The sequence below is a fragment of the Streptomyces stelliscabiei genome (genome assembly GCF_014873495.1).
Classification (GTDB): domain Bacteria; phylum Actinomycetota; class Actinomycetes; order Streptomycetales; family Streptomycetaceae; genus Streptomyces; species Streptomyces bottropensis.
On record NZ_JADBGF010000001.1, the window covers coordinates 9,168,959 to 9,181,360 of the forward strand.

Here is a 12,402-nt window from a genome sequence, read left to right on the forward strand (position 1 = left end):
GGAACGGCGACCCGGCCGGCGTCGGCCGACGGTCCCGGCCGGGGGACGGCTCGTCAGACGGCGGCCCAGGCGTCGTCCACCGGCAGCACCGCGCCGTTGACGAAGGCGGCCGCGTCGGAGGCCAGGAAGAGGATCGCGTCGGCCTGCTCCTCGGCCGTGCCGAGCCGGCCGATGTTCGCGCCGATCAGCCCGCCGATGACGGAGGGGCCGTGGGCCTGCTGGTCGGCGTCCACCTGGATGTTGGTCATCGTGGGGCCGGGGGCTATCGCGTTGGCCCGGATGCCCTGCTTGCGGTACATCACCGACAGGCTCTTCACCAGGCCGACGATCCCGTGCTTGGACGCGGTGTAGGCGGCACCGGCCGCGCCGCCGCGCAGTCCGGCCTCGGAGGCGGTGAAGACGATCGCTCCGCGCCCCGCCTCCAGCATGTGCGGCAGGGCGGCCCGGGTGAGCAGGAACGGCGCGGTCAGGTTGACCCGCACGACCCGCTCCCACTCGGCGTCGGTGACGTCCGCGAGGGCCGACATCCGGTCCATGATCCCGGCGTTGTTCACCAGGACGTCCAGCCCGCCGAAGGCCTCGACGGCCCGCGTGACGACCGCGTCCACGACCGCCTGCTCGCTGAGATCGCCGATCACCGGGAGGGCGGTGCCGCCGGCCGTCCCGATCGTCGCGACGGTCTCCTCGGCGGCCGCCTCGTCGAGGTCGGCGACCAGCACCTTCGCGCCCGCCGCGGCGAACTTCAGGGCCGCGGCCCGGCCGATGCCGGAACCGGCGCCCGTGACGACGACACTGCGGCCGTCCAGCCCGTTGTCACTCATGAACTGTTCCTCTTCCGTCGGGTGGGCCGCTTGCCGGGCGGGGGATGTCCGCCCCGCGAACGGCCCACGATCAGTGGTCCGATGGCGCCTCCGCGTCCCCCGAGCGCGTGCGGGACGCGGAGGCGCGAGCGAGCGTCCCCGGACCCGGCGCCGTTCGGAGGGTGGTGATCGGCGACCGGGCCCGGGGACGGCGCCGGGCCCCGTCCCCACGGGTGCGGCGCGCCGGGGCCTATCCCGCTCGAACGGGCCCGGCCCCAGGTCGCCCACGGCCGGGAAGCCTCGGGCGACGTCTTGCGCACGACGCCCGTCTTGGCGTCGTCTTGCTTGAGTTAGGCAAGCATATGTGGCTTACTTGAGTCAATCAATCGAGCCTGATGGGATTGCTTGAGTTAGGCAACGAGAGGGGTAGGGTGAGGTCCATGCCCTCATCACCGCCGACGGCCCGTTCCGCCTCCCCGGAAGTGATCGAGATCGAACGGGCTCTGACGCGGATCACCTATCTGAGCACCAGGGCCCGCCGGCACGAGCGACTGATGGCCCTCGCCGGAGTGCCGCTGGACCGGGCCGCCGTCGCCCTGCTGCGGCAGGTGGCCGACTCCGAACCGCTGCGCCCGGGGGAGCTGGCGGACCGGCTCGACGTCGAGGCCTCCCATGTCACCCGCCAGGTACAGCGGTTGGAAAGATCCGGCCACCTGACCCGTGTGGCCGATCCCGGCGACCGTCGCGCCCTGCGCGTCCGCCTGACCCCGGCCGGCCGGCAGGCCGTCGACCGCATTCGCGAGGCCGGCGCGATCGGCATGTGTCCGGCACTCGCCGACTGGCCCCCGGACCAGATCCGTCAACTCGCCGCACTCGTCAACCGCCTGATCGACGCGTTCCTGGCCCACCCCGTCGACGCGGGCCAGGGCCCCGGCGTGGGAGCACCGGCCCCCGCCACCGGTGATCCCCGGGCCGTGTCACGGTGACATGCCTCGCCCTCCGTGCCCCCAAGTGGCTGTGGGGGGCGCGCGAACGGCCGCGACGAACAGCCACGACGGACAACGCTCCGCCCGAACGATCACGACGAACAACGCGCCGCCCGCACAGCGACACCCTGACGACGAAGAGGCGAGCAGGCGGACGTCGAGCAGGCGGACGTCGAGCAGGCGGTCGCTCCCTTCCGAAGCGCCCTCTCCCGAAGCGCCCTCTCCCGAAACACCCCCTCCCCACGAAAGAGCCCGACACGGATGGTCTTGACCATGCACGGCAGTCCCGGTGGCAAACCGTCGCTCCCCCGAGGAGCCGGCCAGCACGTCCTCGTCGTCGCGCACGACCCGGACGCGGCCGAACTCCTCTCCACGACGCTGGAGTTGGCGGGCTACCGGATCCACACGGCGGACACCGGCACCGATGCCGTGCACCGGCTCAACGGCGGGCACTTCGACCTCGTCGTGCTCGACCTGGCGCTCCCGGACCTGGAGGGCCTCGGCAGGGAACGACGCCCCGTCGCCCACCGCCCGCCCGTGCTGTTCCTGACGCAGTACGACTCCCTCGGCAGACTTCTCCCCGAAGTCGGACTGGGGGAACAGGACTACGTCACCAAACCCTTCCGTATCGCCGAGGTGCTGGCCCGTGCCCAAGTCCTGTTGCGTGGCCGCGAACCCGTGCGCCGGGACGGCGAACTGTCGTACGGCAACCTGGTCCTGGACGATCCCGCCTGTCAGGCCCTGCGCGCGGGGCGGGCGTTGAACCTCACCCCGGCGGAGTACCGTCTGCTGCGCCACCTCCTGGTGAACGCCCACACCGTGCTGTCGAAGGAGCAGATCGGCCGCTATGTGTGGGGCGACTTCCACGGCGACAACGCCATCGAGCAGCTCGTCTCCCGCCTCCGCCGCAAGGTCGACGGGGCGGGCCCGCCCCTGATCCACACCCGCCGGGGCTTCGGTTACTGGCTGGGGGGCGCGCATGGCCAGGAGCGCTGAACGAAGCGTTCATGGTCATCCCAAGAAGCAAACGCACCCTCATCACGTCGGAAGATCCGACACTCCACCCATCGCCACAAGGGCGGCGCCGGACCTCTCCGGCGTCGCCCTTCCGTGTTCCCGGCGGGCGTGCCCAGCTCTCTGCGTGTACGTCAACTCGGCTATGAGACAAGCTGTTTGGGGCCAAGCCCTGGATCCGCACGGTCCGTCGGCGCGGCGCCGCGATGTGATCCGGGTCACGTCAGCTTCCTGTCAGGCAACTGGCGGCTAGCCGTCAGCCCACTCTGTTTGCATGTGCTCATCGAGGCCTCGAAGCATCCCCCGGCGCTCCGCCCCACCGGAGCCCCCACCACCGAGGAGAGACCATGGCCGACACACTGACCGACGCCGCGTCCGGCCCGCACGAGCGGCTCCCCGACCACCCGATGCCCAGGGCGTCGGCCTGCCCCCTCGCGCCGCCCCCGGCAGCGGCCGGGCTGCGCGGCGACCGGCCGATCACCCGGGTGCGGATCTGGAACGGCAGCACGCCGTGGCTGATCACCCGCCACGCCGACCAGCGGACCCTGCTCACGGACCCGCGTGTCAGCAACGACGATCACGAGCCCAGCTTCCCCCACGTCAACGCCCACCGGGCGGCGATCGCCCCGCACACCCCGAAGCTGATCACCAACACGGACGCGCCGGAACACACCCGACTGCGCCGCTCGGTCAACGCGCCCTTCCTGGTCAAGCGGATCGAGGCGATGCGCCCGGCCGTGCAGAAGATCGTCGACGACCGGATCGACGCCATGCTGGCCGGCCCCAACCCGGCCGACCTGCTCACCGCCCTGGCCCTGCCGGTGCCCTCACTGGTCATCGCCGAACTGCTCGGCGTGCCGTACGAGGACCACCACTTCTTCCAGGAGAACAGCAACCGCGTCCTCGACAACTCCCTCACCGCCGAGGAGGCTCAGGAGTCCAGCCGTGCCCTCGGCGGCTATCTGGACGCCCTGTTCCGCACCAAGCTCGAACAGCCGGGCGACGACGTGCTGTCCGAGATGGGCGCCCGCGTCACGGCGGGGGAGATGACCCATCAGGAGGCCGTCAGCATGGGCGTGGCCATGCTGATCGCCGGGCACGAGACCACGGCCACGATGATCAGCCTCGGCACGCTCGCCCTGTTCGAGCACCCGGACCAGCTGGCCGTGCTGCGGGACACCGAGGACCCGAAGGTCGTCGCGGGCGCCGTCGACGAACTGCTGCGCTATCTGTCCATCGTCCACTCGGGCCTGCGCCGGGTCGCCAAGGACGACATCGAGATCGGTGGCCAGGTCATCCGCAAGGGCGACGGCCTCCTCTTCGACCTCCAGACCGCCAACTGGGACCCGGCCGCCTTCCCCGAGGCCGACCGACTCGACCTCGCCCGCCCCGCCCGGCAGCACAACGCCTTCGGCTACGGCCCCCACCAGTGCCTCGGCCAGAACCTGGCCCGCCTCGAACTCCAGGTCGTCTACGGCACGCTCTACCGCCGGGTCCCCACCCTCCGCCCGGCCGCCCCGATCGAGCGGCTGGCCTTCCACCACACCGGCACCACGTACGGCGTGACGTGTCTGCCGGTCGCCTGGTGACACCCCCCATGCCCGCACCAGCACCGGAAACAGAGGAGCGACCCATGCGTGTGGAACTCGACGAGCCCAAGTGCGTGGCCTCCGGCCAGTGCGTGATGGCCTCCCCCGAGGTGTTCGACCAGCGGGACGACGACGGTGTCGCGATCCTGCTGGTGGAGCACCCCGCCGACGACCTCATGGACGGCGTGCGGGAGGCCGTCGCCCTCTGCCCCGCCGCCGCCCTCCGCCTGGTGGACCGGTGAGGCGGACGGTGGTCGTCGGCGCCTCGGCCGCCGGACTCGCGGCGGCCGAGACGCTGCGCCGCGAGGGCTACGACGGCACCCTCACCCTCGTCGGCGACGAACCCCATGCCCCCTACGACCGGCCCCCGTTGTCCAAACAGCTCCTCGCGGCGGAGTGGGACACCGACCGGCTGGCCCTGCGCACCCCGGCCCAGCTCGACGGGCTCGACCTGGACCTGCGCCTCGGGACCGCCGCGACGGGCCTGGACCTGGAGCGGCGCCGGGTACGGCTCGCCGACGGCGACGCGGTGCCGTACGACGGTCTGGTCATCGCCACCGGCGTACGGCCGCGGCGGCTGCCCGGTGCGGCCGCGCACGTGCTGCGCACCCTGGACGACGCGCTGACCCTGCGGGAGCGGCTGACACCGGGGACACGGCTGGTCGTGGTCGGCGCCGGGTTCCTCGGCGCGGAGGCCGCCGCCGTCGCCGGGCGGCTCGGCGCGAAGGTCACCCTGCTGGAACCGGCGCCGGTGCCGCTGGTGCACGCGGTCGGCGGGGAGGTCGGCGCGGTACTGTCCCGGGCCCACCTCGACCACGGCGTGGACCTGCGCACCGGGGTCACCGTCACCGAGGTGACCGAGGACGGGGTGCGGCTCGCGGACGGCGCGACGGTCGAGGCCGACGAGGTGCTGGTCGCGATCGGCTCGCTGCCGAACACCGAGTGGCTCGCGGACAGCGGCCTGGCCGTCGGCGACGGCGTGCTGTGCGACCGGTACTGCGAGGCCGCGCCGGACGTGTACGCGGCCGGTGACGTGGCCCGCTGGCACAACCCGCTGTTCGGCACCTCGATGCGCGTCGAACACCGTACGAACGCCGCCGAGCAGGGCATGGCGGTCGCCCGCAACCTGCTCCGGCCCGAGGAGCGCCGGCCGTTCGCGCCGGTGCCGTACTTCTGGTCCGACCAGTACGACATGAAGGTCCAGGCCTACGGCCGTCCGCGCGGCCACGACGAGGTCGCGGTCGTGGAAGGGGATCTGGCCGAACGGCGGTTCGTGGTCGTCTACCGCACCGGCGACCGGGTCACCGGCGCCCTCGCGGTCGGCATGCCGCCCAAGGCGATCCGGCGGTGGCGCCAGGCCGTCGCCTCCGGCGCGCCCTGGCACACGGCGCTGCCCGACGAGCGTCCGGCCGCGGCGGCTCCACCGAAGGCGTGACGTCGTCACCGGAGGCCGGCGGCCCCGGCCGTACCGGCGGAGACGGCCGGTGCCGCGGCATTGCCCGCCGGCCCCGAAGCGCGTTACCTCAACGGCACGGACCTTCTCGTCGACGGCGGACAGGCCGCCCGGCCCCGGCACCCCCGGCCGGCCCGACACCGCCGCCCGCCCGCCCCACCGCAGCGACGCGCACCGACACCAGACGTACCAGGACCGCAGAGAGGACACCGATGTCCACCCCCCACACCCCGTCCGACACCCTCTCCCTCGACCCGCGGGAGCTGGGCTTCGACCCCGAAGCCCTCCGCGCCCGCTACCGGGCCGAGCGCGAACGCCGCATCCGGCCCGACGGCGGCGCGCAGTACCAGCGGATCGCGGGCGAGTTCGTCTCCTACGACGACGACCCGTACGCCGACCAGGAGTTCACCCGTGAGCCGCTGCACGACCGGGTCGAGGCGGTCATCGTCGGCGGCGGCTTCGGCGGGCTGCTCGCCGGGGCCCGGCTGCGGCAGGCGGGCGTCGAGTCGATCCGGATCATCGAGAAGGGCGGCGACTTCGGCGGCACCTGGTACTGGAACCGCTACCCCGGCATCCACTGCGACATCGAGTCGTACATCTATCTGCCACTGCTCGAGGAGCTGGGTTACGTCCCGCGGTGGAAGTACGCGCCGGGCGAGGAGATCCGGCAGCACACCCGCGCCATCGGCCGCCGCTTCGACCTCTACCGCGACGCCTGCTTCCAGACGGTCGCCACCGAACTGCGCTGGGACGACACCGAGTTGGAGTGGATCGTCGCCACCGACCGCGGCGACCGCGTCCGGGCCCGCTATGTCGTCGTCTCCAGCGGCACGCTCAGCCAGCCGAAGCTGCCCGGCATCCCCGGCATCGAGACCTTCCAGGGCCACACCTTCCACACCAGCCGCTGGGACTACGACTACACCGGCGGTGACGCGAACGGCGGCCTGACCGGGCTCGCCGACAAGCGGGTGGCCGTCATCGGCACCGGCGCCACCGCCATCCAGGTCGTCCCCCACCTCGGGGCCGACGCGGCGCACGTGTACGTCTTCCAGCGCACCCCCTCCACCGTCGACGTACGCGGCAACGGTCCCACGGACCCGGAGTGGGCGAAGACGCTCACCCCCGGCTGGCAGGGGCGGCGCAGGGACAACTTCCTCAGGACCGTCACCGGCGTCCGGGCCGGGACGGACCTGGTGAACGACGGCTGGACCAGCAGCGCCCGCCTCCAGGAGAAGCTCATCCCGACCGACGCGTACGCGGACGTACCGGCGGACGAGCGTGAACGGGCGTACGAGATCGCCGACTTCCAGAAGATGAACGAGCTGCGCGACCGCGTGGCGGAGATCGTCGAGGACCCGGAGACCGCCGAGAGGCTGAAGCCCTGGTACCGCTACATGTGCAAGCGGCCCACCTTCAGCGACCAGTACCTGCAGACCTTCAACCGGCCCCACGTCACCCTCGTCGACACGGCCGACACCCACGGGGTCGAGCGGATCACCGAACGGGCCGTGGTGGTCGGCGGGGTCGAGTACGAGGTGGACTGCGTCATCTTCGCCACCGGTTTCGAGGTCGGTGTCTCGGGCCTGCTGTCCGGCCGGCTCCCGGCCTACGGCCGAGGAGGCGTCGGTCTGCTGGAGACCTGGGCGACGGCCGGGCCCAGGACCCTCCACGGCTTCTACAGCCACGGCTTCCCCAACCTCTTCCAGCTCGGCCCCCTGCAGAACGCCAGTGCCGTCAACTACGTCCACATCCTCGACCAGCAGGCGATCCACGTCGGCGAGGTCGTCGCCGAGGCCCGCAGGCGCGGAGCCCGGTACGTCGAACCGACCGCCGAGGCCGAGACCGCCTGGGTCGCCACCCTCCGCGAGAAGGCCGCCGACCTGTACCGGTTCCAGGCGGAGTGCACCCCCGGCTACTACAACAACGAGGGCCGGCCCCGGCAGCGCAGCGAGTCCTACGGCGACGGACCGGTCGCCTTCCACGAACTGCTCCGCCGCTGGCGCGCCGACGGCGGCATGGACGACGTGCTCGTGGGTGCCGAGTGACATGGGCGCCCGAGGACACGACGGCCCCGGGAACGGAACCGGGCGCGGGGCCCAACCGGTACGACGAGAGCGGCGCGCTGCGTACCACCGGCCCCCGGTGGCGGGCGCGGCGGCTCAACCCGCCCAACCCGCTGTGGGGTTCCAACGGCGTCGCCTTCGGTCCCGACGGGCGACTGTACGTCGCCCAGTTCCTCGCCGGACAGATCAGCGCCGTCGACCCGGCCACGGGGGACGTGGACGTCGTCGTCCCGATGGACGGTCCGGTGCAGTCGCCGGACGATCTCGCCTTCGGCGCCGACGGCTCGATGTACATAGCCGACCTGGTGCCGGGCCGGGTGTGGCGCCGAAGCCCGGCGGGGGAGTACCACCTCGTCTCCGACGACGTCACGAACCCCAACGGCATCACCTGCGTCGGCGACCGTCTCTTCGTCAACGAGATGAAGCCGGGCGGCCGGCTGGTGGAGCTGTTCCCGGACGGCGGCGACCCGGTCGTCCTCACGGACGGTCTGGCCCTGGGCAACGCGATGCAGCTCGGCCCGGACGGACACCTGTACTACCCGCACATGCTCACCGGTCAGGTCTGGCGGATCCCGCCGGACGGCGGGACGCCCGAGGTGGTAGCCGAGGACGTGCACGAGCCGGTCGCCGTCCGCTTCGACCGGGGCGGTGTCCTGCACGTCCTCTCCCGGGGCGTCGAGGGCATCGTCACCCGCGTCGACCTGCACGGCGGCGGCAGTCGCACGCGCGTCACCAGCGGGCTGAGGGGCCTCGACAACGCGGCCTTCGACGCCGAGAACCGCATGTTCGTCTCCAGCTACGCCAGCGGCGGCATCACGGAGCTGCACCCCGACGGCCGCACCCGGGAGATCGTGCGCCGCGGCTTCGACGGCCCCTACGGCGTGACGGTCGACCTCGGCGGTACGGTCCACGCCGCCGACCACTACCGCCTGGCGAGCCCGGCGACCACCGACGAGGGCGAGCCGCTCGGCCCGTCCCCGCAGGCGGGTCCCGGCGGAGTGCGGACCCACCTCCTGCTCCCCTTCGCCCACGGCATCACCGCCGACGGTGAACTGCTGCACCACACTTCGCAGTTCGGCACGGTGCGGACCTACGACACCACCACGGGGGAGGTCCGGGAACGGGCACGGGGGCTGAGTCGTCCCCTCGGCATCGCGGTCCGGCCCGACGGTGCGCTCGTGGTCGCGGAGACGGGCGCGGGCCGGGTCCTCGCCCTCGGGGACGAGGACGGCTCCGGCTCCGACTCGGTGACTGTCCTCGCGGAGGGTCTCGACCAGCCCACGGACGTGGTCTTCGACGCGGAGGGCCGGCTCTACGTCAGCGAGGAACGGCTCGGCGCGGTGCTCCGGATCGGGGTGGACGGGGGGACGGCCGTCGTGGTGGACGGGCTCGGCGCCCCGCAGGGCCTGACGGTTCTCGGCGCGGAACTGTTCGTGGTGGAGACCGGGCACCGCAGGCTGCGGTCGGTCCGTCTCACCACGGGGGAGTCGCGGATCGAGCTGGAGGAACTGCCCGTCGGACCGCCGCCGGGCGTCGTCCCCCGCACGGAACCGGCCCTGTTCGCGGACGTCATGCCCGGCATGGCCCGCCGCTTCGCGGGCCTCGCGACCGCCCCGGACGGCACCCTCCTGCTGTCGGCCGACGGCGAGGGCACGGTGTTGCGGTTGACATCGAGGCAGGAGGACCGGCCCGAGGGGTAGGCACCGCCGTCCCCACGCGCTCCCACCGCCCGCTGTCAGGGGAGCAATCAGGGGGATCAGGGGAAAATCAGGGGAAGAACGCCCGCCGCACCTGTTCCGCGATCAGTGGATACACCTCGCGGGCCCTGGCCTCGTCGCCGGTGTCGTAGCCGTGGTCGGCGCCGGTCACGTCGTGATGGCCCACCAGGGACCCGGCCGTGCGCAGCCGGTCCGCGTAGGCCACGCCCTCGCCCTTGAGGAGGTCGTACTCGGCGGTGACGACGAAGGCCGGCGCGATGCCCCGGAGGTCGGCGGTGTCCGAGGGGTGCGCGGGCGAGACCAGACGGTCGGCGCGCATCGTGGGGTCCGGGACGTACGAGCTGTCGAAGACGTCCGCCATCCACGGGCGAAGCAGGGGCCTGGCGATGGCGGCCCGCTTGTCGCGGGCGGCGGTCGCGAGGTCGAGCGGCGGATAGTGCAGGACCTGGAGGGCGATCGAGGGGCCGCCCTCCTCCAGCGCCTGGCGGGCCACCGCCGCCGCGAGGCCGCCGCCCGCGCTCTGGCCGCCCACGGAGAGCCGGCCGCCGTCCCAGCCGTGCTCGCCCCCGTGCCCGGCGGCCCACCGGACCACCTCGAACGCCTGCCGTGGCGGCGCCGGGAACGGGTGCTGGGGAGCGACCACGTAGTCCACGTTGAGCACGGCCACACCCGCCTCGGCGGCCAGACACCGGCACAGCGCGTCGTCCAGCTCGATCTGCGGCATGACGTAGCCGCCGCCGTGGAAGTTGACGTGGACCGGCGGGGGAGGGGCGCCCTCGGCGCCGGCGGGTACGTACAGCACGGCGCGGGCCGGGCCGTACGCGGTCGGTATCGTCACCTCGCGGGTGGCGCAGGTGTACTCGGGCAGTCGGGCGAGCCAGGCGGCCCGGGACCCGGGCCCGCCGGCCCGGCGGGCGGCCACGCCCGAGAGACGTTGCATCGCCTTGGCCGCGAGGGCGGCCACCGCCGGACGGGCGAGAAGGGACATGGGGACTCCGTTCGGAACACGGGGACTACCCGGGCGATGAACTTACTTGAGTTAGGCAACAAGATGGTAAAGTAGGGCTCATGTCCCCCTCACCGCCACCCTCCGACCCCGCTTCCCCCGAAGTGATCGAGATCGAGCGAGCCCTCACGCGCATCACCTACCTCAGCACCCGGGCCCGGGCGCACGAGCGTCTGATGAGCCTGGCCGGGGTGCCGCTCGACCGCGCCGCGGTGGCCCTGCTGCGGCAGATCGCCGATTCCGAGCCGTTGCGGCCGGGGGAGCTGGCCAACCGCCTCGGGGTCGAGGCCTCGCACGTCACCCGCCAGGTCCAGCAGTTGCTGAAGGCCGGTTACGTCACCCGCGTACCCGACCCGGACGACAGACGCGCCCAGCGCATCGAGCTGACGGCGGTCGGCAGGCAGGCGATCGGCCGAATCCGCGAGGCGGGTGTGCGCGGTATGCAGATGGCGTTGTCCGAGTGGTCGCCCGAGGAGCTTCGGCAGTTGGCGGGACTCTTCCACCGGATGGTGGACGACTTCCTCACCCACGCCAACGACCTGGTTCAGGGGGACTGACGGGGCGTTCGGGCGCGGGTCCGGGGGCTTCCGGTTCTCCGCGCCCGCACCCGGCACTCAGCCGGCGTAACCGAGCTGTTTCCTGATGTACGGCGTCATCAGCGTCTTCGCCTTCGCCAGCGTGGACGTACGGCCCCCGAGCACCGCCGTCTCACCCCCCGGCACCGGCAGGAGCGTGATTCCGTCGGCCGGCCCGAACGGCACGATCAGCGGAGTCCGCCGGATCGGCCGGTACAGCCGTGGCTCCTTGCGGTGCCGGCCCGAACTCTCCAGATACGCACGGATGTTGTGCGCGGCGATGTCCGCCTGGGCGAACGCGACGGGGGACACCTTCAGCTCGCTGACGTCGTTCACGTCACCGACCGCGAACACGTCCAGGCGCCCCTCGACGCGGAGCGTCCGGTCCACCTTGACCTGCCCCGCCGGGTTGAGCCAGTCCCCGTGCCCGGCCAGCCGCAGCCAGAGCGTGTTCGGCGTGGTTCCGTTGGCCCAGAACGACAGGTCGGCCTCGATGAGGTTGCCCCGCCCGTCCCGGTAGGTGCCGAAGTCGGGCCCGGGTGAGACGAACGAGTCGAGACGCACCTCCACGTCGCGCGCCTCCAGCCACGCCAGGGCCCGCCGTCCGGCCCACTTGCTGCCGGTGGAGCTGAGCAGCTCGGATCCGGCGTGCGCGAGGGTGACCCGCGCGTCCGGCCGGGCCAGCCGGATCTCGGCGGCGAGTTCCACGCCGCCCGGCCCGCCGCCGACGATCAGGACGTGCTCGGCGGCGGCCACGCTCTCCTGGTGCGCGGTGAACGTCTTGCCCGCCTCCTCGGTGGTGGTGCCCAGGAAGCGGGCCGGTTCCGGGTAGTCCGCGCCGGTCGCGATCACCACCACGTCGTACGGCAGCCGCTCACCCGTCGCGAGGGTCACCTGCCGCTCGCCGGTGTCGATGCCGACCGCCTTGCCCGTCACGACACGGCCGTTGCGCAGCAGTCTGTCGTACGGGATGAAGGGCGTCGTCGTCCATGCCTCGTGCACGCCCGCGCGCAGTGCGGCGATGCGGTGGAAGAAGACCTCCTTGCGGTCCACGAGGGTGACCCGTGCGACCTCGTCCAGCTGTTTGGCGAGGCGGATGCCCCCGTATCCGCCGCCGATCACGATGATTTCGCCGTCAGGCACGCCGATTCTCCTGTGCTGTGTGGGGGGAGAGGCGACGAGCGTAACGTTTGAAACC

The 12,402-nt window shown here is 72.6% G+C and carries 11 protein-coding genes; 8 read left to right on the top strand and 3 right to left on the bottom strand.

Features of this window, described 5'->3' with window-relative positions:
* Positions 1-53: 53 nt before the first annotated feature.
* Entirely contained in the window at positions 54-821 is a 768-nt protein-coding gene (locus tag H4687_RS39990) for an SDR family NAD(P)-dependent oxidoreductase (protein ID WP_046912887.1), read from the bottom strand.
* Positions 822-1,240: 419 nt separating this feature from the next.
* Here H4687_RS39990 and H4687_RS39995 point away from each other — a divergent pair, with 419 nt between their 5' ends.
* From H4687_RS39995 to H4687_RS40025, 7 genes are all read left to right on the top strand, one after another.
* Positions 1,241-1,786: a MarR family winged helix-turn-helix transcriptional regulator gene (locus tag H4687_RS39995; protein WP_046912888.1), complete on the top strand. Its 546-nt coding sequence runs from the start codon at positions 1,241-1,243 to the stop codon at positions 1,784-1,786.
* Between the two features lie 273 nt (positions 1,787-2,059).
* On the top strand, positions 2,060-2,782 hold the full coding sequence (locus tag H4687_RS40000) for a response regulator transcription factor (protein ID WP_046912892.1): 723 nt from the start codon (positions 2,060-2,062) through the stop codon (positions 2,780-2,782).
* A gap of 365 nt (positions 2,783-3,147) precedes the next feature.
* Positions 3,148-4,389 carry a cytochrome P450 gene (locus H4687_RS40005; RefSeq protein WP_046912889.1) on the top strand — a complete coding sequence of 414 codons (1,242 nt, stop codon included), beginning with the start codon at positions 3,148-3,150 and terminating at the stop codon, positions 4,387-4,389.
* Between the two features lie 44 nt (positions 4,390-4,433).
* On the top strand, positions 4,434-4,631 hold the full coding sequence (locus tag H4687_RS40010) for a ferredoxin (RefSeq protein ID WP_050398610.1): 198 nt from the start codon (positions 4,434-4,436) through the stop codon (positions 4,629-4,631).
* A complete protein-coding gene (locus tag H4687_RS40015) occupies positions 4,628-5,824 on the top strand; it encodes an NAD(P)/FAD-dependent oxidoreductase (RefSeq protein ID WP_192781778.1) in 1,197 nt (398 codons plus the stop codon). Before H4687_RS40010 ends, H4687_RS40015 begins: the two co-directional genes overlap by 4 nt.
* A 230-nt stretch (positions 5,825-6,054) precedes the next feature.
* Positions 6,055-7,887: a flavin-containing monooxygenase gene (locus H4687_RS40020; protein WP_046919927.1), complete on the top strand. Its 1,833-nt coding sequence runs from the start codon at positions 6,055-6,057 to the stop codon at positions 7,885-7,887.
* On the top strand, positions 7,884-9,605 hold the full coding sequence (locus H4687_RS40025) for an NHL repeat protein (RefSeq protein WP_046919928.1): 1,722 nt from the start codon (positions 7,884-7,886) through the stop codon (positions 9,603-9,605). Before H4687_RS40020 ends, H4687_RS40025 begins: the two co-directional genes overlap by 4 nt.
* Positions 9,606-9,672: 67 nt before the next feature.
* Here H4687_RS40025 and H4687_RS40030 read toward each other — a convergent pair whose 3' ends face one another.
* Complete coding sequence (locus H4687_RS40030; protein ID WP_046919929.1) at positions 9,673-10,611, bottom strand: alpha/beta hydrolase fold domain-containing protein; 939 nt, start codon at positions 10,609-10,611, stop codon at positions 9,673-9,675.
* Between the two features lie 80 nt (positions 10,612-10,691).
* Between H4687_RS40030 and H4687_RS40035 the strand changes: the two genes are divergently transcribed.
* Complete coding sequence (locus H4687_RS40035) at positions 10,692-11,186, top strand: MarR family winged helix-turn-helix transcriptional regulator (protein ID WP_179859956.1); 495 nt, start codon at positions 10,692-10,694, stop codon at positions 11,184-11,186.
* Positions 11,187-11,243: 57 nt separating this feature from the next.
* Here the strand turns inward: H4687_RS40035 and H4687_RS40040 are convergent, their stop codons facing one another.
* Positions 11,244-12,347, bottom strand: a complete 1,104-nt coding sequence (locus H4687_RS40040; RefSeq protein ID WP_046919931.1) for an NAD(P)/FAD-dependent oxidoreductase — start codon at positions 12,345-12,347, stop codon at positions 11,244-11,246.
* Positions 12,348-12,402: the final 55 nt, after the last annotated feature.

What these genes read in the sequence shown, in the direction of transcription:
- H4687_RS39990 (WP_046912887.1), bottom strand. Translation starts at nt 821, where the DNA reads ATGAGTGACAACGGGCTGGACGGCCGCAGTGTCGTCGTCACGGGCGCC.
- H4687_RS39995 (WP_046912888.1), top strand. Translation starts at nt 1,241, where the DNA reads ATGCCCTCATCACCGCCGACGGCCCGTTCCGCCTCCCCGGAAGTGATC.
- H4687_RS40000 (WP_046912892.1), top strand. Translation starts at nt 2,060, where the DNA reads ATGCACGGCAGTCCCGGTGGCAAACCGTCGCTCCCCCGAGGAGCCGGC.
- H4687_RS40005 (WP_046912889.1), top strand. Translation starts at nt 3,148, where the DNA reads ATGGCCGACACACTGACCGACGCCGCGTCCGGCCCGCACGAGCGGCTC.
- H4687_RS40010 (WP_050398610.1), top strand. Translation starts at nt 4,434, where the DNA reads ATGCGTGTGGAACTCGACGAGCCCAAGTGCGTGGCCTCCGGCCAGTGC.
- H4687_RS40020 (WP_046919927.1), top strand. Translation starts at nt 6,055, where the DNA reads ATGTCCACCCCCCACACCCCGTCCGACACCCTCTCCCTCGACCCGCGG.
- H4687_RS40030 (WP_046919929.1), bottom strand. Translation starts at nt 10,611, where the DNA reads ATGTCCCTTCTCGCCCGTCCGGCGGTGGCCGCCCTCGCGGCCAAGGCG.
- H4687_RS40035 (WP_179859956.1), top strand. Translation starts at nt 10,692, where the DNA reads ATGTCCCCCTCACCGCCACCCTCCGACCCCGCTTCCCCCGAAGTGATC.